Genomic DNA, 22,606 nt, shown 5'->3' with positions numbered 1-22,606 from the left:
CTAGAATTTCGTCACACCTGTTCGTGTGTCGAAATGGAGGCCGATGTGGCCTGCGGAATCTGCAAGAACGCCCTTACCCAACCGGCCCGCGGCCGCAAACGCCGGTACTGCTCGCGTGCGTGCCAGGCCCGCGCCTACCGTGCCCGCCGCAACGAAGTGACGCCCACTCCACGCGCCACGCGCCCGGCCAAACTGACCACGATCGGCATCCTGCGCGCCGCCGTCGACCTGGCCGACCGCGAAGGCATCGACGGACTGTCCATGCGCAGATTGGCCAGCGAACTCGGCGCGGCAACCGCGGGCATATACCGGCACTTCGCCGACCGCGAGGCACTGCTGGCAGGCATGGCCGAGCTGGTCCTCGCCGAAATCCACCAGCCCGACCCCGAACCCGGCGACTGGCGATCCCGGCTGACCCACGAGGCGCACGAGGAATGGCAGCTGTATCAACGCCACCCGTGGATGCTGCCCATCCTCGCGCGCATGCGCCCGCCGATCGGTCCCGCCCTCTTGGACATTCTCGAACGTTCCTTCGCCGCCCTCGACCAGCGCGGCCTGAGCCGTGACGCGATGCTGGCGATGTATCTCGCGTTCTCCGGCTTGGTCCAGGGCCTGTCTTTGCTGACCAGTTCCGAACGCACCGACCGGCTGCGCACTGCCGAACCGGCGGAGTTGCCCGCCGATATCACCGAGTTGCTGGACCCCGCCGTCCGCCCCGTGCTGCATCGGCTTTTCGGTGACGGCCCGCCCGGCCCGGACCTGGACTTGGACGCCATCCTCGACACCGGCCTCGGACTGCTCCTCGACGGCATCGCGATCAGACTGCCCAGTAGCCTGTCGCCATGACCGCTGTTGCAGATCGTTCACTAGGACCGGAACTCGCACGTACCCAGACCATCGGTGCGGACACCGACGTCCTCGTTCTCGGTATCACCTCGTCGGAGAACGGCCCCGCCATCGTGCCCGAGGACCTGTTCAGCGACGTGCTCACCGCCGATGTCCGTGCGGAACTGCTGGATCAGCTCGGTGCGGTCGGCGCGAAGGGCAAGGCCGAGGAACTGACGCGGGTTCCCGCCCCGGCCGCGCTGGCGGAGGTGACCAGTGTGCTCGCCGTGGGCCTCGGCGCCGCCGACAAGATCGACGCCGAACAGATCCGCCGCTCGGCCGGTGTTGCCGCACGCGCGCTGTCGGGCACCGAGCTGGTGGCGACCACCCTGTCGGGTCTCGACATCGGCGCCGCAGCGGAGGGTTTCTACCTCGGCGCCTACACGTTCACGCCGTTCAAATCCGGCAAGTCCGCGCCGAAGCCGGACGAGCGGCCGGTGGCCAGGGTCGAATTCTTGGTGCCCGAGCCGGAATTCGGCGAGGCGGCGCTGTTCCGTGCCCAGCTGATCGCCGAAGCCGTCGCCACCGCACGGGATTTCGTGAACACCCCGCCCAGCCACCTGTACCCCGCCGAATTCGCCGCCCGCGCGGAGGAATTGGCGAAGGCGGCCGGCCTCGACGTCGAGGTGCTCGACGAAAATGCGCTGGACGCAAGCGGTTACGGCGGCGTGCTCGGCGTGGGCAAGGGTTCGTCGCGGCCGCCGCGGCTCGTCCGGATCACCTATGCGGGCGGCCCGAAGAAGGTCGCGCTGGTCGGCAAGGGCATCACCTTCGACACCGGCGGCATCTCCATCAAGCCCGCGCAGAACATGGAGAACATGACCTCCGACATGGCGGGCGCCGCCGCGGTCGTCGCCACCACGCTGCTCGCCGCGCGACTGAGCCTGCCGCTGACGGTCACCGCGACCGTGCCGATGGCCGAGAACATGCCGTCGGCCACTGCGCAGCGCCCGGGTGACGTGCTCACCCAGTACGGCGGCACCACCGTCGAGGTGCTCAACACCGACGCCGAGGGCCGCCTCATCCTGGCCGACGCGATCGTCCGGGCCGGCGAGGACGAGCCCGACTACCTGATCGACGTCGCCACCCTCACCGGCGCGCAGATGGTCGCGCTCGGCACCCGCACCCCGGGCGTGATGGGCACCGACGACTTCCGCGACCGAGTCGCCGAGATCTCCCGGCAGATCGGCGAGAACGGCTGGGCCATGCCGCTGCCCACCGAGCTGCGCGCGGACCTCAACTCCAAGATCGCCGACCTCGCCAACGTCGCCCCGCACCGCTGGGGCGGCATGCTCTCGGCCGGACTGTTCCTGAAGGAGTTCGTCCCGGAGGGCGTGCAGTGGGCCCACTTGGACGTCGCGGGCCCGGCCTACAACACCGGCGGACCGTTCGGCTACATCGGCAAGGGTGGCACCGGCGTGCCGGTCCGCACGCTCATCGCCGTCATCGAGGACATCGCCGCGGAGTGAGCAGGGTGCGCCGTCCGGAACTCTCGGACGGCGCACCTCCCGCAGTCCGCCGAATCCGCGTTCAGTGGCACATCGCTGCGGCAAACAGCGAGAAGACCTCTCCATGGTGTGCCACTCACGGCTGCTGACGCACACCTTCCGCGCACGCAAAATCGACCGCTATGCGGCGTCGCTCGCCGGTAGCCGGGAGCTATAGATCCCGCAGTTCCGCTTCGAACGCACGCTGCCGCTCGATGCGTTTGCGGGCGTCATAATCCCGCATCCGTTGTGGATATCCAGTCTTACCGACCTCGTAAACGGGAATCCGCAAATCTTTGGCAAGCCGACGCGCCCCGCGCTCTCCGACGATCCGCCGCGTCCATTCGCCGTCCGCGGCGATCAGCACGACAGTGACATCGGTCACGGTTGTTTTCGGCTCCAAATAGCCTTCGACACCGACATGGGTGCGCACCCACTCGGCGAGATAGCGGGCGTCTTCGCCGCCCCCCGAACCCGCACGTATTGCGCTACCACCCCGGGTCGCGCCGCCTCGGAAACGATCTAGCAAACCCAACGACGCGCACCTCCTTTCACACCCCGGCGCCTAGTGCGCGCCGGTCTCCCCATCTTGCCAGCTCGACGAAGTTCACTGCCCTTGTGCTACACGCCGGGCGGTCGAGTGCAAGGATGGATCGCGGTACAAGAACCACACAGATCTCCGGTGCCACGCACAATGATCGGTGGCTTTCGGACTCGCGCCGCAACCCGCGACGGGGGTCCGCCGAGAGATCAACTGTTGTAGAAACCCGTCGAGCAGTCAGAGGAGTCAGAGGACATGGCCTTCTCCGTCCAGATGCCAGCTCTTGGTGAGAGCGTCACCGAGGGAACGGTCACCCGGTGGCTGAAGCAGGAAGGAGACACGGTCGAGGTCGACGAGCCGCTGCTCGAGGTCTCCACCGACAAGGTCGACACGGAGATCCCGTCCCCCCAGGCGGGCGTGCTGTCGAAGATCGTCGCCCAAGAAGATGATGTGGTCGAGGTCGGTGGTGAGCTCGGCGTGATCAGCGAAGCCGGCGAGGCGTCCGAGCCGAGTTCGGCTCCCGCCCCCGAAGCCGCTGCCGCGCCCGCGCAGGAAGCTCCCGCCGAGGAAGCTCCGGCCGCCGAGCCCGAGCCCGAGGCTCAGGAAGAACCGGCCCAGGCGCCCGCCGCCGAGGCCGCGCCCGCGTCGTCGGGCGATGGCACCGCGGTCAAGATGCCCGAGCTGGGCGAGTCGGTCACCGAGGGCACCGTCACCCGGTGGCTCAAGGCGGTCGGCGACGATGTCGCCGTCGACGAGCCGTTGCTCGAGGTCTCCACCGACAAGGTCGACACCGAAATCCCTTCGCCGGTGGCGGGCAAGCTGCTCGAGATCACCGCGCAGGAAGACGATGTCGTCGCTGTGGGTGGACAGCTCGGCGTGATCGGCAGCGGTTCCCCCGCGAAGGCCGAGCAGCCCGCGCCGAAGCCTGAGCCGAAGCCCGAACCCAAGCCCGAGCCGAAGCCGGAACCGAAGCAGGCCGCCGCGCCCGCCCCGGCTCCGAAGGCCCCGGCCCCCCAGGCCCCCGCCCCGAAGGCGCCCGCCGCGACCGCTACGGCGACCGAGTCGGACGCCACCGGCAACGGTTCCACCCCGTACGTCACCCCGCTCGTCCGCAAGCTGGCCGACGAGAACGGCGTCGACCTGTCCTCGCTCACCGGTTCCGGTGTCGGCGGACGCATCCGCAAGCAGGACGTGCTCGCCGCCGCGGAGGCCAAGAAGGCTCCGGCTCCGGCTCCGGCTCCGGCCGCCGCACCGGCCGCCCCCGCCGCCAAGGCGAAGGCGGCCCCCGCGGCCGCCAGCCCGCAGCTGGCCCATCTGCGCGGCACCGTGCAGAAGGCGAACCGCATCCGGCAGATCACCGCGACCAAGACCCTGGAATCGCTGCGCACCACCGCACAGCTGACCCAGGTGCACGAGGCCGACGTCACCAAGATCGCGACGCTGCGGGCCCAGGCCAAGGCGTCGTTCAAGGAGCGCGAGGGCGTCAACCTGACGTTCCTGCCGTTCTTCGCCAAGGCCGTCGTCGAGGCGCTCGGGGTGCACCCGAACGTCAACGCCAGCTACGACGACTCCTCCAAGGAAGTCACCTACCACGCCGCGGTGCACCTGGGTATCGCCGTCGACACCCAGCAGGGCCTGCTCTCGCCGGTGATCCACAACGCGAGCGACCTGTCGCTGGCCGGCCTGGCACGCGCCATCGCCGACATCGCCAACCGCGCCCGCAACGGTGGACTCAAGCCGGACGAGCTGTCCGGTGGCACGTTCACCATCACCAACATCGGCAGCCAGGGCGCGCTGTTCGACACCCCGATCCTGCTTCCGCCGCAGGCGGGCATGCTCGGCACGGGTGCGATCGTCAAGCGCCCGGTGGTGGTGAAGGACGACACCGGCAGCGAGTCCATCGGCGTCCGCTCGATGTGCTACCTGCCGCTCACCTACGACCACCGCCTGATCGACGGTGCGGACGCGGGTCGCTTCCTCACCACGATCCGGCACCGGCTCGAGGAAGCGGCGTTCGAGGCCGACCTCGGCCTCTGACCGTCGTGTACGCATGAAGGTCGTGATCGCCGGCTCGTCCGGGCTGATCGGGACAGCGCTCGTCGCGGCACTGCGCCGCGACGGGCACGAGGTCGCCCGCCTGGTACGCAGGCGGGCGGCGGGCCCGGACGAATTCGCCTGGGATCCGGTCCGTGCCGAACTGGACGAGCGGGCATTGCGCGGCGCCGACGCGGTGGTCAACCTGTGTGGCGCGAGCACCGGGCGCCGTCGCTGGAACGGCAGCTTCAAACAGGAGCTGCGCGACAGCCGGATCACCCCGACCGACGTGCTGGCCGCCGCGGTCGTCAAGGCGGGCGTGCCTGCGTTGCTCAATGCCAGCGGCGTGCACTTCTACGGCGGCGACACCGGCGACCGGGTGGTCGACGAAACCTCGCCCGCCGGTTCGGGTTTCCTCGCCACACTGTGCCGTGATTGGGAAGCCGCGGCGCGTCCGGCGGCCGATGCCGGCGTGCGCACGGTGCTGTTGCGCAGCGCCATCGTGTTGTCCAAGCACGGTGGTCTGCTCAGCATGCTGCACCCGCTGTACTTCCTCGGTCTCGGCGGGCGGCTCGGCAGCGGCCGTCAGTACACGCCGTGGATCTCGATGGCCGACGAGATCGGCGCGATCGTCTTCGCGCTGCGCTCGCAGACCCTCGCCGGACCACTCAACGTCGTCGGCCCGGCGCCGGTGACCAACGCGGAGTTCAGCCGCGCGCTCGGCCGCTCCCTGCACCGGCCCACCCCGCTGGTGGTGCCCGCGTTCGCGCTGCGCGCGCTCGTCGGCGAGCTCGCACAGGAGGCGATCCTGCGCGGACCGCGCGCGATACCCACGGCCCTCGAGGAGGCGGGCTACGAGTTCCAGCACCCCACCATCGGCGCCGCACTGGCCGCGACGGTGGGACAACCCGGAGACGATCGATGACCGACCAGCTCGACACCCGCCCCGCCACCCGCATCCGCGACGCGCACCGCGACGACCTGCCCGCGATCCTGGAGATCCACAACGCGAATATCGCGACCTCCACGGCGATCTGGGACCTGGAGCAGGTCGGTCTCGACGACCGCGTCGCGTGGTTCGAGGACCGCACCGCGGCAGGTCTGCCGATCCTCGTCGCGGAGATCGACGGTGTGGTCGCGGGTTACGCGAGCTACGGTCCGTGGCGGCCCAAAGCGGGTTACCGCTTCACCGTGGAGAACTCGGTGTACGTCGACGAACGCTTCCAGCGTCGCGGCATCGCCACCGCCTTGCTCACCGAGCTGATCGAGCGGGCACGGCAGACAGGTCACGTGCACGCGATCATCGCGGGCATCGAATCGGGCAACACCGGATCGATCCAGCTGCACGAACGCTTCGGCTTCCGCGTCGTCGGCGAGTTCCCCGAAGTCGGCCACAAGTTCGGCCGCTGGATGGACCTCACCCTCATGCAGCTGACGCTCCCGGTCCACGCGCGTTAGGCCCTGTGGCACGGTCCACAGAACACAGCTGGAATAGAACAACCGTCCCGGCGTACCGTCGAGCTCGTGAACGACACGCGCACCACGTGGTCCGCCCGATTCGATACGACCCCGATCGTGGTCGAGGATCTCGGACTCATCGACTACCACAGCGCCTGGGAGCTGCAGCGCACCATCGCTGCGGAACGGGCCGACGGCATCGGAACCGATCGCCTGCTGCTGCTGGAGCACCCCTCGGTCTACACCGCGGGCCGGCGCACCGAGACCGAGGATCTGCCCATCGACGGCAGTCCGGTGGTGGAGGTGGACCGCGGCGGCAAGATCACCTGGCACGGACCGGGCCAGCTGGTCGGCTACCCGATCGTGCGGCTCGCCGAACCGGTGGACGTCGTTCAGTACGTGCGCCGGCTCGAGGAAGCACTCATCACCGTCTGCACCGACCTCGGCCTGACCTGCGGCCGGATCGAGGGCCGCTCCGGTGTCTGGCTGCCCGCCACCGACGTGTTCGCCGAACGCAAGATCGCCGCGATCGGCGTGCGCGTGCAGCGCGGCGTTGCCCTGCACGGCATCTCGCTCAACTGCAACTCCGCCATGGACGGCTTCCAGGCGATCATTCCCTGCGGCATCCGTGACGCGGGCGTCACCACGCTCTCCCGCGAGCTGAACCGCGAGGTAACGGTCGCCGAGGTGAAGCCGCTCGTCGCCGACGCCATCGCCCGCGCCCTCAACGGCGAACTGCCGGTAACCGCGCACGATATTGCGCGCGTCACACCGGCAGGTGGGGCCGCGAGCGCCTGATCCGGTAGGCGTAATGTCGATCTGGTGACCTCAGCTTCAGCACCGGCAGGACGCAAACTGCTACGCATCGAGGCGCGCAACGCGGAGACCCCGATCGAGCGCAAACCTCAATGGATCCGGACGAAGGCCAAGATGGGCCCGGAGTATTCCGAGCTCAAAGGCCTCGTGAAACGCGAGGGCTTGCACACGGTGTGTGAGGAGGCGGGCTGTCCCAACATCTTCGAATGCTGGGAAGACCGTGAGGCCACCTTCCTGATCGGCGGCGAACAGTGCACCCGGCGCTGTGACTTCTGCCAGATCGACACCGGCAAACCGGCCGCACTCGATCGGGACGAGCCGCGCCGGGTCGCCGAGAGCGTGCAGGCGATGGGCCTGCGCTACTCGACCATCACCGGCGTCGCCCGCGACGACCTGGACGACGGCGGCGCCTGGCTCTACGCCGAAACCGTGCGCGCCATCAAGCAGCTCAACCCGAACACCGGCGTCGAACTGCTCATCCCCGACTTCAACGCCGACCCCGACCAGCTGGCCGAGGTCTTCTCCTCGCGCCCGGAGGTGCTGGCGCACAACCTGGAGACGGTGCCGCGCATCTTCAAGCGCATCCGCCCCGCCTTCCGGTACGAGCGCTCCCTCTCGGTCCTGACCGAGGCGCGCGAGGCAGGCCTGGTCACCAAGTCCAACCTGATCCTCGGCATGGGCGAGACCCCCGAAGAGGTCACCCAGGCGATGCGCGACCTGCACGAGGCAGGCTGCGACATCCTCACCATCACCCAGTACCTGCGCCCCTCCCCCCGCCACCACCCGGTCGACCGCTGGGTGAAGCCGGAGGAGTTCGTGGAGCACTCCAAGATGGCCGAGGAGATCGGCTTCGCCGGCGTGATGGCCGGGCCGCTGGTTCGCTCGTCCTACCGCGCAGGTCGCCTGTACACGCAGGCCATGGCGCACCACGGTCGTGAAATCGCGCCGGAGATGGCGCATCTCGCCAAGGAAGGCACCGCCTCGCAGGAAGCGTCGGCCGTCCTGGCGCGCTTCGGCAGCTGACCGCGACGTCCGCACCTAGGACCAGCCCGTACCCGCCCGCCAGGTACGGGCTGGTCTGCGGGTGTGGCAATCATGCGGGCTGATCCGCGGGTACGGCGCCATACGGGCTGAACCCTGGTGCGCGACAACGACGTACGACTGACCCTGGTGTCGGTTCCCGTGGCAGTGATGCACTGGCTGCACACGGTTGACGTCCAACGCGGCAAGGTCGCGACATCGCCCGAGTAACTCCGCCCCCGTGTCCCGCTCGATGCGGAGCCAGACGGCGAAAGGGACGCGGTGGCGGAGAAGCGCGAGTGGGGGCGTCGTTGTGTCCCGTTCGACGCGTGCTCGGATGGCGTGCGGGAGATGGTGGTGCGTCGGCCGTTTGCGTGAGAGTCAGAGCACCGAGGCGCGGTTGGCTGCGCTGCCTGAGGGTGGTCGGCTCGCGCGGATCTTCGGACCGGCGATCGACTATGTAGGTTGGCCCGGTACACGACACCGCGCGGGAGGGCCCAGCGAGGGAATCTACGTAGCCTTCGCGCCGGGCCGGGACACCACGCAGACTCGTCCCTGATACGCGGACAAATATTGCTGGCCCTGGTCTGCCACCTCACCAAGGCTCACCTGGCGGGTCGTCGCACCGTATGGGCTCGCCAGGGCACGGCACCGCGTGCGTTGGCCGGGTATTCGACACATGTGTCTGGCTGGGTAGAAGGACACCACGCAGGCTGGCCGGGGCCGCACCGAGGCGAACTTGCCGGCGGCCTGACGTCGCACCCACCTGCTAGCTTCGCTGGTAGACGCATTCGCAACTATCGGGGGGACTCCGAATATGCTTGCTCGCAAGGCATTCGCTCGGCTCACGCGCGCCGGGACCGCTGCTGTAGCTGTGGTGGTGGTCGCCACCGTACTGGTCAGCTGCGAGTCCTATGACGAATGCGGGCCAGGTGACAGCTGTCCCCAAACGTTTTCGACGGACGCCGCCGGCAAAATAGATGGAACTGTCCGGAAGTTCATGGATGCCGGTTTGATCCCCGGCGCGCTGGTCGCCGTGCACGACCCCGCACGCGGCACGTACACCAAAGCGTATGGCGTCGCCGATCTCGCCACCGGGCGACCGATGACGGTCGAGGATCACGTCCGAGTCGGCAGTGTCACCAAGACTTTCACCGCCACCGCGGTGCTCCGCGCGGCCGACGAAGGCAAACTTTCGCTCGACGACACCCTGAGCAAATACGTTCCCGGCGTACCCAACGGCGACACCATCACCCTCCGTGACCTACTCGGCATGCGGGGCGGCGTCTGGGATCTGCTCGGCAACACCGATTTCGGCACCCAGCTCGTCGCGAAAACACCCAGTCCTTGGCACGACGGCGATCGACTGCGCGCGATCATCGACCACCCCGAGTCGGCGAAACCGCCCCGCAGCAACACCGAGTACTCCAACTCCGAGTTCTTCCTGCTCGGCCTGGTGCTGGAGAAGGTCGCCGGCAAGCCGGTGCGCGAGGTCCTCGACGAGGTCGCGACCGCGCACGGACTGCACGACACCACCTACCCCGCCGACGCCACCATCCCCGACCCCGTCGGCCGCGGCTACTCCTATTTCGACGAGACAGCCACCGATGTCACCGCACGCAACACCCCCGAGATCTTCGGCGCGGCAGGCTCGATGGTGTCGACCATCGGCGACCTGACCCGCTACGCGCCGCTGCTGGCCCGTGGGGATCTGCTGAAGCCCGAAACAGTGCAAGCCCGAATGCAATTCACGACCGGCGGTTCTCTCGAGTACGGCCTCGGTGTGCAAGGCTTCGGCCCGTGGCGGGGCCATACCGGCGGCGTCCTCGGCTACACAACTCACTTCGGCTATCTCCCCGACCGCGGGATCACTGTCGCGGTGGTCGTCAACCAGTACACCATTCCCCCCACTCTCCTGCGGATCACCGCCTCCTCCATTTGGGGCGCACTCGTCCGACAGCTCTACCCCGAGTCGCTCCCCGGCAACACCCCGGACCCCACCACCGCCGGCCCACCCCAGCCCGCCCCCGCCGATCTGAGCGCGCAACTACAACAGACCTTCGACCCCAAAGTCCCTGCCCCTCAGAAGACCTTGCGCGCATCCGACGAGGACAAGGACCCCGAGCTACTCACCCGCCTGGCCACCGGTTACGCCGAATACCCCATGACCTTCCAGGTGGACAAGCTCACCCAATTCGACAACCACACCCTCCTCGCCACCACCATGACCACCTTCGCCGGCGCCAAACGCCCCATGGTCGTCCCCTTCACCGCCCGCGACAACACCTGGCGCCTGTCCACCGACTGGATCTGCGAAAGCCTCATCGCGGTCTCTCAATCCTCCCCCGCCTGCACCTGACCGCTTCGCACACGTGACCACATAACGCGTCCGGACATTGCGCACGGCATGGCCTATCCGGCCATGCCGCCAGACGCGCACTCGATCCAACCGCCCAACTATTCCGACCGCAGAGGTTCGCGTGGCGGAGAAACGACCCATCCAGGCGGCAACAGGTTCGGGCGCCTCACGCCTGAGAGTGCACCATGGCCCGAACTACCGCGAACCCTCCAGTGCTCGAGCGCGAGTGCGTTTCCACAGCACCAGCACGCCCACCGCCGAGCCGATCATGGCGACGCCGACCACCCATAGCCCGGCGCGCTGGCTTCCGGTCCAATCGCGTAGTGCGCCAGTGATATACGGTGCGGCAAAGCCACTGAAGTTGCCGATCGAGTTGATCAACGCGATACCGCCTGCCGCGGCTGCACCGGTGAGGAAGGTGCTGGGCAGCGCCCAGAAGGTGGGCAAGGCGGCGAGTACGCCGACGGCGCATACGGTCACTGCGACCATGGCCGCCAACGGGTTTCCGAGATAGAGCGCCACGGGAATGGCGAGGCCGCCGAGCAGTGCGGGCAGCGCGACGTGCCAAGGGCGTTCCCCGGTCCGGTCACCGTGCCTGCTCCACCACACCATGACGACGGCACCGATCACGTAGGGCACCGCGTTGATCAGCCCCCGCTCGACCACCGAATAGCTTGTGCCGTACTGCTGTTCGAAACCCTTGATGATCGTCGGCAGGAAGAACCCGAGCGCGTAGAGCCCGTATACGATCCCGCCGTAGACAAGGGCGAGGCCGATCACTCGCGAATCGGTGAGCGCCTTGCGCACCGTCCATTGCTCCGCCTTCTCCACTTCGGCTTGTTCGGCGGCGAGTTCGGTACTGAGCCACTGACGTTCGGCTTTGGTCAGCCAGCCGGCCTGCGCTGGGCTGTCGGTGAGGAAGAACCAGGTCGCCACCGCGAGGACGAGCGCGGGCAACCCTTCGACGAGGAACATGAACCGCCAGCCGCTGAGCCCGAACACGCCGTCGCCGTGTTCGATGATCAGACTGGACACGGTGGCGCCGAGCGCGGTGGACACCGGCACGGCGACCATGAACAGGGCCACGATCTTCGCGCGCTGGTTCTGCGGGAACCAATAGGTGAGGTAGAGCAGGATGCCCGGGAAGAATCCCGCTTCGGCCACGCCGAGAACGAAACGCAGGATGTACAGCACGGTTTCGTTGGGCACGAACGCCATCGCCGTCGCGACGACACCCCAGCTGGCGAGGATTCGGGCGATCCAGCGCCGCGCACCGAACTTGTGCAGCGCCAGATTGCTGGGCACCTCCAGCACCAGGTAGCCGATGAAGAAGATCCCGGAGGCCAGCCCGAACGCTGTCTCGGTGAGCCCGAGATCGGCCTTCATCCCGCTGGGCCCGGCGAACCCGATATTGACCCGATCCAGATAGTTGACGAAATACAGCAGCCCGAGAAACGGCACCAGGCGGAGGGTGACCTTGCGCAGCGTCGCGCGAGGCACGTCGGGTGTCACAACCATCCGCGCACTGTCACCCCGGAGACACCCGCGGGTCAAGCCCCCAACCGGGGGTGCTCGCCTGCCCAGGGGCAACCTGGCGCGGTCCGTGCCACAGCGCAGGAGATTCGGCGCGACCCCGCGGGTTCGAGCGTCCTGTCGATTCGCGTAAGCCATAGCCGGACTGCATGATTCAGGCCGCTCCGGCCATATATGCTCGGCCCGTGGCGAAGATCAACGAACGGCTCTCCGACATCCCCGGCGTCGCTCCCGGCTTCGGCTACGCGCACGCGGTGACCACGTCGAACGGGCTCGCGTTCGTGTCCGGGCAGATCGCGGTCGACGCCGACGGCAATCTGGTCGGCGCGAACGACCTGGCCGTCCAGACCAGGCAGGCGCTGACCAACCTGCAGAACGTGCTGCACGCCCTCGGCGCCGACTGGACCGACCTGGTCAAACTCACCTGGTTCGTCACCGACACCAGCGGGCTGCAGGATCTTCGGGACGTCCGCGACGAGTTCCTCCGGCCCGCGCTCGGCGACCAGCCCAACCCGGCCAGTTCACTCGTCCAGGTGGCCGGACTGTTCCGCCCGGAGTTCCTCGTCGAGGTGGAGGCCGTGGTGGCGGTCGGCGAATCAGGGCGCTGAACGCTCGACGCACCGCAGGTAGCAGTCGACGGGGTCGTCATCCTCGCTGGTGTGGCTGTACTCGAAGCCGGCGCGCCGGGCTACTGCCGCCGAGGCGTGATTCTCCGGGTCGACCCGGATGACCGCCTCGTCAGCGAGCCCGGACTCCGCGAGAAACCGGCACGCGAGTTCGACCGCCCGCGTCGCGTACCCGAGTTTGCGCCAGTCCGGGTAGATCCCGTAGGCGAGATTCGCCTGCCGGTCGATCAGATACGGCTGCCGGGTATGCACATCCACTGTCCCGACCAGCGTCCCGCTCGCCACATCCAGCACCGCGAACGTCCGGCCCGCCGCGTTGTCCTGCCACCTTCGCACACACCGATCGAAATGGCGCACAACGGTTTCCAGCGTGCCCCGCCCACCGTTGAGCCAGCGCGCCAGCTCATCGTCCTCCCCCGCCAGATGCGTCTCAGCATCGGCGACCGTGATCGGCCGTAGTGCGATGACACCGTCGGAAATCAGCACGTAGCCATCGTGCGCAGGCGGAGCGGGGAGCGGCAAGTAGTTTGCCGTGGGCGAGGTCGCATCGGCCCACCGCACGAGATCGCACCGCCCGCCGGCGCAGTCGGACCAGCCCGCCGAGCGAGCTCACACCGGGACGCCGACAAGTCGCACCGGCCAGCCGACCCGGGTGCAGTCGCGAGCGACCCGAGTACCGACCGTGCAGTCCGTCGCACCGGATCTCCCGATCCGCGCACGCGCGACGACTGCCGGTGGGAAGCTCGAAGGACCGCAGGTGTCGGGGCGCCAGGAAGCGAGACGCACAGTGGACAAGGCGAGTGGAGCCGCAGGGGGCAACGGCAGAGTAGTTACGGCCGAGCGGCCGGATCAGATACGAAATGTGGTGCTGGCCGGGCACAGCGGGTCCGGGAAGACCACCTTGGTCGAGGCGATGGCCTTGACCACGGGGATGGTGAATCGGGCGGGGCGGGTCGAGGACGGCACCTCTCTGTCGGACTACGACGAGATCGAACATCGGCAGCACCGATCGGTGCAATTGTCCGTGGTGCCGCTGGCCTGGTCCGGCATGAAGATCAACCTGATCGACACACCCGGATACGCGGATTTCGTCGGTGAGTTGCGAGCGGGCCTGCGCGCAGCGGACGCGGCGCTGTTCGTCATCTCGGCCGCCGAGGGCGCGGAAGGCGTCAGCGGTGCCACCCGCGCGCTGTGGGAAGAATGCGCGGCGGTCGGCATGCCGCGCGCGATCGTGCTCTCCCACCTGGACACCGCGCGGGCCGACTTCGACGAGATGACCGAGACCTGCCGCACCGTTCTCAGCGGCGCCGCATCGGAAAACGTTCTCCCCCTGCATCTTCCGGTGTACGGACCGCGCAGCGCGGACGGCCACCGCCCGGTCACCGGGCTGATCGAGCTGCTGCCGAACTGCGTGGTCGACTACTCCTCCGGCGAGCGGGTGGAGACCGAGCCGACAGCGGAGCAGCTGCCGATGCTGGCGGAGGCACGCAACCGGCTCATCGAGGGCATCATCGCCGAGAGCGAAGATGAGACCCTGATGGAGCGGTATCTGAGCGGCGAGGAGATCGACCTCGCAACGCTCGTCACCGACCTCGAACGGGCCGTCGCTCGGGGCAGCTTCCATCCCGTCCTGTTCGGCGCGCCCGCTCCGGAGGGTGCCAAGCAGGGGCTCGGCACCGTTGAACTGCTCGACCTGATCACCGGCGGCTTCCCGACCCCGTCGGAACACATCGTCTCCGCCGTCACCGCCCTCGGCGGCAATACCCGACGCCAACTCGACTGCGATCCCGAGGGCGCGCTCGCGGCCGAGGTGATCCGCACCGCCTCCGACCCGTACGTCGGGCGGGTATCGCTGGTCCGCGTGTTCTCCGGGACGTTGCGCGCCGACGACACCGTGCACGTCTGCGGTCACGGCCTGGAGGAACGCGGGCACGAGAGCCACGACGTCGACGAGCGGGTCGGCGCGATCTCCGCACCGTTCGGCAAGGGGCAGCGCCCGCTCGGCCAGGCCATCGCGGGCGACATCGCCTACGTCACCAAACTCAGTCGCGCGGAGACCGGCGACACCCTTTCGGGCACCGACAAACCGCTGCTGATCGAGCCGTGGCAGATGCCGGATCCCCTGCTGCCCATCGCGATTACCGCGCACAGCAAGGCCGACGAGGACAAGCTCTCGCAGAGCCTGTCCCGGCTGGCCGCCGAGGATCCGGCCGTGCGACTCGAACACAATGCGAACACTCATCAGCTGGTGCTGTGGTGTCTCGGTGAGGCGCATCGCGATGTCGCGCTGGAGCGACTACGGACCAGGTTCGGCGTGCAGGTCGACGTGGTCGAGCATCGGGTCCCGTTGCGAGAAACGTTCGCGGGCAAGGCAACCGGTCGCGGCAGGCACGTGAAGCAGTCCGGTGGGCACGGGCAGTACGCGGTGTGCGAGATCGAGGTCGAGCCGCTGCCGGGCGGTTCCGGGATCGAGTTCGTGGACCGGGTGGTCGGCGGAGTTGTTCCGCGACAGTTCATTCCGTCGGTGGAGAAGGGCGTGCGCGCGCAGGCGGCGCGGGGCGTGGCGGCCGGGTATCCGCTGGTCGATGTGCGGGTCACGCTGTTCGACGGCAAGGCGCACTCGGTCGACTCGTCCGATGCCGCGTTCCAGACCGCGGGCGCGCTCGCGTTGCGCGAGGCCGCCACCAGCGCCGGTGTCGCGCTGCTGGAGCCGATCGCCGACGTCTGGGTGCTGGTCGCCGACGACTATGTCGGCCCGGTGCTGAGCGACCTCTCCGGTCGCCGCGGCCGCGTCCTCGGTACCGAACCGCACGGCACCGGGCGTACCCGAATCCATGCCGAGGTACCGGAACTCGAACTCAGTCGATACGCCATCGACCTGCGTTCGCTCTCGCACGGCACCGGCGACTTCACCCGGTCCTACACGCGGCACGAAACGATGCCGAGCCAACTCGCCGCCGCGATGCGTGAGCAGGCGAAAAAGTAGTGTGGCAACGACATTCGGGCCCACCCACGGATAGTGGCTGGGCCCGAACGTCTTTCGTCGACTAGGTGACCAGGTTCCTACGGAGTTTCAAGATGGTGCCGCCGTCCAGGCCGAGCCCCTGGGTCAGGTACTTGCCGAGGTCGCCGTAGTCCTGCCGCATCTTCTCGACCGCGGCATTCAGGTACGCGTCCCGGACTTCTTGCAGCGGGATCAGCAGATCGGGGTTCTGCATCAGCCCGGCCTGCTTCACCTGCTCGCGCAGCTTGGCATCCGCGGCGGCGCGGTACTGGTTGGACAGCAGATAGTCTTGCCGCGCAGTGCCTTCCGGCACGCCGACCGCGCGAAGCAGCACGTACGTCAGCCAGCCGGTGCGGTCCTTACCCGCCGTGCAGTGGTACAGCGTGGCCTTGTCGGTGTTGGCCAGGTCCTTGAGCGTCTGCCCGAACGCGGCACGGGACTCCTGGCGGCTGATGAACGTGGTGTACATGTTCAGCATGATCTGCTCGGCCTTGCCGTTGCCGAGCGCTTCCTCCTGCTTCTGCGGGTCGCGGGTCTGGATCACCGCCAGCATCTGCTGGAACAGCCCGGTGTCGTCGATCGGCCGCGCCACCTGCCGAGTGCCGGGAATCGGCTTGTCCGCACCGGCGAACTGCACCTCGCCCGGCGTGCGCAGATCGATCACGGTCTGCACCTGCAGGCTCGCCAGCTTCTGCACATCCGTGGCGGTGAGTTTCTCCAGCGAGTCGCCCCGAATAGCTTTGCCCGGCTTCACCTTCTCCCCGTCATAGGTCCGGTATCCGCCGATATCACGAACATTCACCGCGCCCTGCAGATCGATCCGTGCCGCGGCGACCACCGACTCCGCTTCGGGCTGCGCGGTGGCCAGCGGTGGAGCGGTCGTCATCGTCACGGCAAAGGTCGCCAGAGCGGCGGTAATCAAAGAAATAAATGAAACCTTCATGGCGCGGGACACTAGAACGTGTTTCACTCGCGTATCGGCGTTCGCCCGCATCCCGCCGCATCTGCCCCGCTCACCGGGACCCACCTGGCAGTCAACGAGATTCGCGCTGGATTCTGCGCGAAATGCGCCTACCATCCGCACGCGATTGCGCCGGTCCGGAGATCAATATGAGGTGCGATTGCTCGGTTACCTCGGGTTGAAAGGAGGTCATGGAGGCGGGGTTCGAACCCGCGACCTTCCAATTTGTCGTGGACGTTCTACCAACTGAACTACCCCATGACCCTCACGCAGGTTATGCCGAATCGAATTGCGCGACAAATTCTTTTCTCGTCCGGCTCAGTCATGAAACGCCCGGCAAGCTCGCGCACGACCAACGAGAACCTGCGCCGAGCGAAGCGGCAACGCGTTCGCACACGAACCTTTCGCGGCGGGACGGACACCGACGGCAGGGGCAAGGGGCCGTTCCGCACCCGCCTTTGCGACCACCAACTTCAGCGACGGGCGATCTCCAGCCCGCGACACACCCACACCAAGGCGTTGGTCCGGACGGTTGCGGGTCGATAGCGTCGAGGCATGGCTGAAGACACCCTGCCTGCCGTTTATCGCGGCACCGTGCTGCACTTCCTGCGGGATCCCGGGGCCGACAACGATCCTGACGCTTGGGAGTTGTTCGAGGATGGGGCGCTGGCGGTCGGCGCCGACGGCAGGGTGCGTTGGGCGGGTGACTGGTCGGCGTTGCCGGAGCAACATCGCGGCGAAGTCGTCGATCATCGGGGCAAGCTGATCGTGCCCGGTTTCGTGGATACCCACATCCACTACAGCCAGTACGACATTATCGCCAGTTTCGGTGCGCGACTCGAAGATTGGCTGCAGGAGTACGTTTTTCCGACCGAGCGAAAGTTTGCGGATCCGGATTACGCCGACCGGATCGCCGGACTCTTCCTCGACACGCTGCTGGCCTGCGGGACCACCACCGCCAGTGTGTATCCCACCGTGCATCCGACCTCGGTGGACGCGTTCTTCGCGCAGGCGCATCGGCGCGGCATGCGGATGACGTGCGGCAAAGTCCTCATGGACAAGCAACCGGACGCGCCCGACTTCCTCTCCGATGCCGGTGTGCCGCAGGCCGAGGAGCAGACCCGGCAGTTGATCGCCCGCTGGCACCGCAAAGACCGGCTGACCTACGCGATAACCCCACGATTCGCGCCGTCGTCCTCGGACGAACAGCTGACCATGGCCGGTCGGCTGTTGCACGAGTTCCCGGACGTGGCATTACAAACCCACGCCGCAGAGAGCCGCCCAGAGACTGCAAGCGTGCTGGCTCGTTTCACCGAAGCCCGCTCGTACCTGGACGTCTACGACCAGGCCAGCCTGCTCGGCCCCCGATCCACCTTCGGCCACTGCGTACACATAGACGATCAGGACCGCGCACGACTGGCCACCGCCGGCGCCGCCATCGCCTTCTGCCCCACCTCGAACCTATTCCTCGGCAGTGGCCTCTTCGACCTCGCCGCCGCGCGCGACGCGGGCGTCCGAGTAGGGCTCGGCACCGATTGCGGTGCCGGAACCAGCTATTCGATGCTGCACACCCTCAACGAGGCCTACAAGGTAGTCATGCTGAAGGAATCGACCAAACCACCCCACCAACGCACCACCCTGTCCCCCCTACGCGGCTTCTACCTCGCCACCCTCGGCGGCGCCGAAGCCCTGCACCTCGACAACCACATCGGCAATTTCCACGCAGGCAAGGAAGCCGACTTCATCGTCCTCGACTGGACCGCCACCCCCACCCTCGCCCACCGCGCCACCCTCGCCCGCACCTTCCAAGAACGCCTGTTCGCCCAAATGATCCTCGGCGACGACCGCTCCGTCGACGCCACCTACCTCATGGGCCGCCGCGTCCCGTAGCCCCGCCTATATCGACTGGCCGAGCGCACTATCGAACAAATCCCAGGCACGTTGCCGTTCCGCTTCGGGAAGCGGACCATTGCGTCGTTCGTGATCCGCGAGGTATTCGTCGAGCAACGTTCCGCGAAGTTCGCGCTCGACCACCCGTCGGCGGGTTGTCTGGGCAGTGCCTTCCGACAGCGACTGGCTCAACCGCATAGCGGGACCTTCGCCGATCCGATGCTCGGCCTCATTACTCACTGCTCGAGACTATCAATGGAATCCAATTCTCAACTGTTCCAGTGGAACTCGGCGATCGATCTGTCGGACCCGCTGCGTAAGGTCGGCGGGGTGGAGAACCTCGATATCCCAGCGCTGGTGGCCGTGCTGCCCGGCGAGGGGGAAACCGTTCATATTCCGGGCTTCGGCGCCACGTACAAGCTCTATGGTCACCACACGAATGGGGTGATGTCGATTGTGGAGCATCCGTTCGATGTCGGCACGATCACTCCGCCGCACATGCACAGCAGGGAGGATGAGTACTCGATTGTGCTGGAGGGGCGGATCGGGTTTCGGTCCGACGACACCGAGGTCGTCCTCGGGGCCGGCGGGTACATCATCAAACCGCGTGGCGAGATGCACGCCATGTGGAACGCGAGTGATGTGCCGGGTCGCATTATCGAGATCATCATTCCCGGCGGGTTCGAAAACTACTTCCGCGACCTCGCGGCCCTCATCGCCGACGCCACCGCCACGGACGAGTCCTTCACCGCGCTGGCCACCCGGTACGGATTGACCTACGGACATCCCGACTGGCTCGACGATGTCATCGAGCGCTACCACCTCAACCCGCTCGTCCCCCGCGGCTCGCGTTAGCCGCGATCCCGTCGCCGGAGCGCATCGGGTTCTGCGGGTCCGCATCGGCGTCGATCAGCACCGCGCCACCCCATCGAACCTGCGCGCCACCGGTCGTGCGCCACGCCAGTCACGTTGGCGCGCAGGCTGTTTCGCATGACCTGCCGAAACGGGCATCGGCCCACCCGCGGATCGCGGATGGGCCGATGCCGAACGACTCGAAGTACGAACGACTTACACGTCGTAGTAGAGCTCGAACTCGTAGGGGTGCGGGCGCAGGTTCACCGGGGCGATTTCCTGTTCACGCTTGATGCTGATCCAGGTCTCGATCAGGTCATCGGTGAAGACGTTGCCTTCGGTCAGGTAGTCGTGATCCTGCTCGAGGCGGTCGATGACCGTGGCGAGGCTGGTGGGGGCCTGCGGGATGTTCTTGGCCTCCTCCGGCGGGAGCTCGTAGAGGTCCTTGTCGACCGGGGCCAGCGGCTCGATCTTGTTCTTGATGCCGTCCAGGCCGGCCATCATCATGGCGGCGAAGGCCAGGTACGGGTTGCCCGAGGAGTCCGGCGCGCGGAACTCGATGCGCTTGGCCTTCGGGTTGTTGCCGGTGACCGGGATACGCACGGCGGCGGACCGGTTGCGCTGCGAGTACACCAGGTTGATCGGCGCCTCGTAGCCCGGAACCAGGCGGTGGTAGGAGTTCACGGTCGGGTTGGTGAACGCCAGCAGCGACGGCGCGTGGTGCAGGATGCCGCCGATGTAGTGGCGCGCCAGATCCGAGAGGCCGCCGTAGCCCGCCTCGTCGTGGAACAGCGGCTTGCCGTCCTTCCACAGCGACTGGTGCACGTGCATGCCCGAGCCGTTGTCACCGAAGAGCGGCTTCGGCATGAACGTGACGGACTTGCCTTCCTGCCACGCGGTGTTCTTCACGATGTACTTGAACAGCTGCAGGTCGTCGGCCGCACCGAGCAGCGTGCCGAACTTGTAGTTGATCTCGGCCTGACCGGCGGTGCCGACCTCGTGGTGGCCGCGCTCGAGCTCGAAGCCTGCGTTCTGCAGGTTGGTCGAGATCTTGTCGCGCAGGTCGACGTAGTGGTCGTACGGCGCGACCGGGAAGTAACCACCCTTGTTGCGAACCTTGTAGCCGAGGTTCGGGGAGCCGTCCAGGTTCGTCTTCACGCCGGTGTTCCAGGAACCGGAGATCGAGTCGATCTCGTAGAACGAGCTGTTCATCTGCGAGCCGTAGCGGATCGAGTCGAAGATGTAGAACTCGGCCTCGGCACCGAAGTACGCGGTGTCGGCGATACCGGTCGAGCGCAGGTACTCCTCGGCCTTACGCGCGATGTTGCGCGGGTCGCGGCTGTAGGCCTCGCGGGTGAACGGGTCGTGCACGAAGAAGTTGAGGTTCAGCGTCTTGGCGGCGCGGAACGGGTCCAGGCGCGCGGTGCTGAAGTCGGGCAGCAGCAGCATGTCCGACTCGTCGATCGACTGGAAGCCACGGACGGAGGAGCCGTCGAACGCTAGCCCTTCCTCGGCGAGGTCGGTCGTGAAGGCCTTCGCCGGGATCGAGAAGTGCTGCTGCACACCGGGAAGATCGCTGAACCGGATGTCGACGTACTCGACTTCTTCGTCAGCGAGATATTTGATGACCTCGTCGGCCGTGCTGAACGTCACTTGTTCTCCTTACGGATCGGTTCCCAGCGAGTGTCGATTGCGTGGGTTCGTCGCGTCCAGACGGTATGGACGCGGTGTTTCCCGGCGGTCAAGTTCGTGTTTCGCCAGTGTTACACGTACGGCTGGCCGGGTGACTAGGCCCACCCGGGCTCGAACAGCATGCTAATCCTGCCATCCGCGCCGAGACGCGCTGACGTGAACTCCCCTTATGCGGTGCCGAGCGGCCGGTCGGTCCCGCATATTGTGGGGGCATGGCACGCATGACGGGATCGTGGCTCTCCGGCCCTTCGGAGGGCTCCGGCGATCAGGCAAACCCCGAGTTCCCCGGCGAACACCTCGGGCTGCCGAAGACCGGTGCGGGTTCGCTGTCCGGGATGGCTCGCCGGATCGCGGCGCTGTTCGTGGACTGGTTGATCGCGCTCGGCATCGCGGCGCTGATCGTGCGCGGGAGTTCGGCGTCGAGCCTGACGCTGCTGATCTGGTTTGTCATCGGGGTTGCCGCGGTGACGATGTTCGGGTTCACACCCGGTCAGTACTTTCTGCGGTTGCGGACCGTGCGGATCGACGCGCCGGTGACCGTGGGGTTTGTTCGGGCGTTGGCCAGGCAGGCGTTGCTGGTGTTCGTGGTGCCCGCGCTGTTCACCGATGCTGATGGTCGCGGTATGCACGACCGTGCGACCGGTACGGCGCTCGTCCACTCGCGCTGAGATCGCGTAGGTCGAACCTGCGACCGGACACGCTTTTCCGCCGGCACTCGGCGGAAGGTGCGAATATGCGACGCTGACACGCTTTGCCGCCGACACCTAGCGGCGAGTGGGCGTGTGGCCGGCACCGCCCTGCCGCCACCAGCACAGGGTTCGAACCTGCGACCGGTCACGCACCGTCGCCGACACCAGCGCAGCGACTTGGCACGCACCACTGCCGACACCCAGCGCAGGCATTGAAATTGCGACCGGCACCTCGCTCGCCTTCGACGCCCAGCGCATGGTTTCGAACCGGACACCTGCGTCCGCGCCGGTTACGCTCCGGCGGTGTCACTCAATCCGGCGATGCTCGCGATCCGGTTTCTGCTCGAGCTCGTCGCCATTTCTTCCTTCGGTATCTACGGTTGGCGAGCCTTCGATTCGCCATGGAAGTTTCTGCTGGTAGCGCTGTTGCCGCTGGCCGCGGCGGCTTTGTGGGGCACCTTCGCGGTGCCGGGCGATCCGAGTCGCAGCGGCGAAGCGCCCGTGTCGGTGCCCGGTGCGGTGCGCCTCGCGGTCGAACTCGTGATCTTCTTCGGCGGCGCCGCAGCCCTGTGGGCGGCCGGTCTGCCCAGGTGGGCGCTCATCTTCGGAGGCGTCCTCGTCGTCTACCAAGTCCTCGCCTACGACCGCGTCGCCTGGCTCGTCAAAGCGTGAACATCAACCGGGGCAACTGGCTGCACCCACCTGGCCTGCTGCGGTCGCAGCCGCACTAGTTCTCCGGATCCGCACCGCCTCTGAGAC

General features: G+C 67.3%; 20 protein-coding genes and 1 tRNA gene. 14 read left to right on the top strand and 7 right to left on the bottom strand.

Going from position 1 to position 22,606, the window contains the following annotated elements; all coding sequences use genetic code 11:
* Positions 1 to 33: 33 nt before the first annotated feature.
* Both IBX18_RS20070 and IBX18_RS20065 read left to right on the top strand, forming a co-directional pair.
* Positions 34 to 846, top strand: a complete 813-nt coding sequence (locus IBX18_RS20070; protein ID WP_228541432.1) for a TetR/AcrR family transcriptional regulator — start codon at positions 34 to 36, stop codon at positions 844 to 846.
* On the top strand, positions 843 to 2,354 hold the full coding sequence (locus IBX18_RS20065; RefSeq protein WP_194835149.1) for a leucyl aminopeptidase: 1,512 nt from the start codon (positions 843 to 845) through the stop codon (positions 2,352 to 2,354). The genes IBX18_RS20070 and IBX18_RS20065 overlap by 4 nt, the downstream gene beginning before the upstream one ends.
* 190 nt (positions 2,355 to 2,544) lie before the next feature.
* On the opposite strand, the gene IBX18_RS20060 is transcribed toward IBX18_RS20065, so the two are convergent.
* Complete coding sequence (locus IBX18_RS20060; protein ID WP_107655090.1) at positions 2,545 to 2,907, bottom strand: oxidoreductase; 363 nt, start codon at positions 2,905 to 2,907, stop codon at positions 2,545 to 2,547.
* A 261-nt stretch (positions 2,908 to 3,168) separates the two neighbouring features.
* On the opposite strand from IBX18_RS20060, the gene sucB reads away from it, so the two are divergent.
* From sucB to IBX18_RS20030, 6 genes are all read left to right on the top strand, one after another.
* Positions 3,169 to 4,950: a 2-oxoglutarate dehydrogenase, E2 component, dihydrolipoamide succinyltransferase gene (gene sucB / locus IBX18_RS20055; RefSeq protein ID WP_194835148.1), complete on the top strand. Its 1,782-nt coding sequence runs from the start codon at positions 3,169 to 3,171 to the stop codon at positions 4,948 to 4,950.
* Between the two features lie 13 nt (positions 4,951 to 4,963).
* Entirely contained in the window at positions 4,964 to 5,872 is a 909-nt protein-coding gene (locus IBX18_RS20050) for a TIGR01777 family oxidoreductase (RefSeq protein WP_194835147.1), read from the top strand.
* Positions 5,869 to 6,405, top strand: coding sequence for a GNAT family N-acetyltransferase (locus IBX18_RS20045; RefSeq protein WP_194835146.1), 537 nt, complete (start codon positions 5,869 to 5,871; stop codon positions 6,403 to 6,405). The genes IBX18_RS20050 and IBX18_RS20045 overlap by 4 nt, the downstream gene beginning before the upstream one ends.
* 66 nt (positions 6,406 to 6,471) lie before the next feature.
* Positions 6,472 to 7,203, top strand: a complete 732-nt coding sequence (gene lipB / locus IBX18_RS20040; RefSeq protein WP_194835145.1) for a lipoyl(octanoyl) transferase LipB — start codon at positions 6,472 to 6,474, stop codon at positions 7,201 to 7,203.
* A 24-nt stretch (positions 7,204 to 7,227) separates the two neighbouring features.
* Positions 7,228 to 8,244 carry a lipoyl synthase gene (gene lipA, locus IBX18_RS20035; protein ID WP_194835144.1) on the top strand — a complete coding sequence of 339 codons (1,017 nt, stop codon included), beginning with the start codon at positions 7,228 to 7,230 and terminating at the stop codon, positions 8,242 to 8,244.
* Between the two features lie 814 nt (positions 8,245 to 9,058).
* Positions 9,059 to 10,600 (top strand): serine hydrolase, encoded by a 1,542-nt coding sequence (locus IBX18_RS20030; RefSeq protein WP_228541431.1) that lies wholly within the window; start codon positions 9,059 to 9,061, stop codon positions 10,598 to 10,600.
* A gap of 195 nt (positions 10,601 to 10,795) precedes the next feature.
* Here IBX18_RS20030 and IBX18_RS20025 read toward each other — a convergent pair whose 3' ends face one another.
* Positions 10,796 to 12,118, bottom strand: coding sequence for an MFS transporter (locus IBX18_RS20025; protein ID WP_194835142.1), 1,323 nt, complete (start codon positions 12,116 to 12,118; stop codon positions 10,796 to 10,798).
* Positions 12,119 to 12,318: 200 nt separating this feature from the next.
* Between IBX18_RS20025 and IBX18_RS20020 the strand changes: the two genes are divergently transcribed.
* Positions 12,319 to 12,741, top strand: a complete 423-nt coding sequence (locus IBX18_RS20020) for a RidA family protein (RefSeq protein WP_306796330.1) — start codon at positions 12,319 to 12,321, stop codon at positions 12,739 to 12,741.
* On the opposite strand, the gene IBX18_RS20015 is transcribed toward IBX18_RS20020, so the two are convergent.
* Positions 12,730 to 13,245 carry a GNAT family N-acetyltransferase gene (locus IBX18_RS20015; RefSeq protein ID WP_194835140.1) on the bottom strand — a complete coding sequence of 172 codons (516 nt, stop codon included), beginning with the start codon at positions 13,243 to 13,245 and terminating at the stop codon, positions 12,730 to 12,732. The two genes, IBX18_RS20020 and IBX18_RS20015, sit on opposite strands and share 12 nt — an antisense overlap.
* Positions 13,246 to 13,546: 301 nt before the next feature.
* Between IBX18_RS20015 and IBX18_RS20010 the strand changes: the two genes are divergently transcribed.
* The gene (locus IBX18_RS20010; RefSeq protein ID WP_194835139.1) at positions 13,547 to 15,745 is read left to right on the top strand and encodes an elongation factor G-like protein EF-G2; all 2,199 of its coding nucleotides are present in this window, start codon (positions 13,547 to 13,549) and stop codon (positions 15,743 to 15,745) included.
* A gap of 61 nt (positions 15,746 to 15,806) precedes the next feature.
* Here IBX18_RS20010 and IBX18_RS20005 read toward each other — a convergent pair whose 3' ends face one another.
* Both IBX18_RS20005 and IBX18_RS20000 read right to left on the bottom strand, forming a co-directional pair.
* Complete coding sequence (locus tag IBX18_RS20005) at positions 15,807 to 16,649, bottom strand: tyrosine-protein phosphatase (protein WP_228541430.1); 843 nt, start codon at positions 16,647 to 16,649, stop codon at positions 15,807 to 15,809.
* 264 nt (positions 16,650 to 16,913) lie between these two features.
* A tRNA-Cys gene (locus IBX18_RS20000) sits at positions 16,914 to 16,985 on the bottom strand.
* A gap of 294 nt (positions 16,986 to 17,279) precedes the next feature.
* Here IBX18_RS20000 and guaD point away from each other — a divergent pair.
* Positions 17,280 to 18,614 (top strand): guanine deaminase, encoded by a 1,335-nt coding sequence (guaD, locus tag IBX18_RS19995; RefSeq protein ID WP_194835137.1) that lies wholly within the window; start codon positions 17,280 to 17,282, stop codon positions 18,612 to 18,614.
* Positions 18,615 to 18,620: 6 nt separating this feature from the next.
* On the opposite strand, the gene IBX18_RS19990 is transcribed toward guaD, so the two are convergent.
* Positions 18,621 to 18,854, bottom strand: coding sequence for a hypothetical protein (locus IBX18_RS19990; RefSeq protein WP_228541429.1), 234 nt, complete (start codon positions 18,852 to 18,854; stop codon positions 18,621 to 18,623).
* Between the two features lie 15 nt (positions 18,855 to 18,869).
* On the opposite strand from IBX18_RS19990, the gene IBX18_RS19985 reads away from it, so the two are divergent.
* Positions 18,870 to 19,469, top strand: a complete 600-nt coding sequence (locus IBX18_RS19985; RefSeq protein ID WP_194835136.1) for a cupin domain-containing protein — start codon at positions 18,870 to 18,872, stop codon at positions 19,467 to 19,469.
* Positions 19,470 to 19,682: 213 nt separating this feature from the next.
* Here IBX18_RS19985 and glnA read toward each other — a convergent pair whose 3' ends face one another.
* Positions 19,683 to 21,119, bottom strand: a complete 1,437-nt coding sequence (gene glnA, locus IBX18_RS19980) for a type I glutamate--ammonia ligase (protein WP_107655077.1) — start codon at positions 21,117 to 21,119, stop codon at positions 19,683 to 19,685.
* Between the two features lie 251 nt (positions 21,120 to 21,370).
* On the opposite strand from glnA, the gene IBX18_RS19975 reads away from it, so the two are divergent.
* Together IBX18_RS19975 and IBX18_RS19970 are read left to right on the top strand one after the other, a co-directional pair.
* Positions 21,371 to 21,826: an RDD family protein gene (locus IBX18_RS19975; RefSeq protein WP_194835135.1), complete on the top strand. Its 456-nt coding sequence runs from the start codon at positions 21,371 to 21,373 to the stop codon at positions 21,824 to 21,826.
* Between the two features lie 324 nt (positions 21,827 to 22,150).
* Complete coding sequence (locus tag IBX18_RS19970) at positions 22,151 to 22,519, top strand: YrdB family protein (RefSeq protein ID WP_306796329.1); 369 nt, start codon at positions 22,151 to 22,153, stop codon at positions 22,517 to 22,519.
* Positions 22,520 to 22,606 lie beyond the last annotated feature (87 nt).

Origin of the sequence: Nocardia sp. XZ_19_369, assembly GCF_015355715.1 — a bacterium.
In the GTDB taxonomy this organism is placed as follows: Bacteria; Actinomycetota; Actinomycetes; order Mycobacteriales; family Mycobacteriaceae; genus Nocardia.
The sequence above is the reverse complement of the archived record's forward strand: the minus strand, read 5'-3'. Positions and strand labels throughout refer to the sequence as shown.

Coding starts and splice junctions, on each gene's coding strand:
- IBX18_RS20005 (WP_228541430.1), bottom strand. CDS start 16,649: ATGACGACCGCTCCACCGCTGGCCACCGCGCAGCCCGAAGCGGAGTCG.
- IBX18_RS20065 (WP_194835149.1), top strand. CDS start 843: ATGACCGCTGTTGCAGATCGTTCACTAGGACCGGAACTCGCACGTACC.
- IBX18_RS20045 (WP_194835146.1), top strand. CDS start 5,869: ATGACCGACCAGCTCGACACCCGCCCCGCCACCCGCATCCGCGACGCG.
- IBX18_RS20025 (WP_194835142.1), bottom strand. CDS start 12,118: ATGGTTGTGACACCCGACGTGCCTCGCGCGACGCTGCGCAAGGTCACC.
- IBX18_RS20070 (WP_228541432.1), top strand. CDS start 34: ATGGAGGCCGATGTGGCCTGCGGAATCTGCAAGAACGCCCTTACCCAA.
- IBX18_RS20030 (WP_228541431.1), top strand. CDS start 9,059: ATGCTTGCTCGCAAGGCATTCGCTCGGCTCACGCGCGCCGGGACCGCT.
- IBX18_RS20050 (WP_194835147.1), top strand. CDS start 4,964: ATGAAGGTCGTGATCGCCGGCTCGTCCGGGCTGATCGGGACAGCGCTC.
- IBX18_RS19975 (WP_194835135.1), top strand. CDS start 21,371: ATGGCACGCATGACGGGATCGTGGCTCTCCGGCCCTTCGGAGGGCTCC.
- sucB (WP_194835148.1), top strand. CDS start 3,169: ATGGCCTTCTCCGTCCAGATGCCAGCTCTTGGTGAGAGCGTCACCGAG.
- guaD (WP_194835137.1), top strand. CDS start 17,280: ATGGCTGAAGACACCCTGCCTGCCGTTTATCGCGGCACCGTGCTGCAC.
- IBX18_RS19985 (WP_194835136.1), top strand. CDS start 18,870: ATGGAATCCAATTCTCAACTGTTCCAGTGGAACTCGGCGATCGATCTG.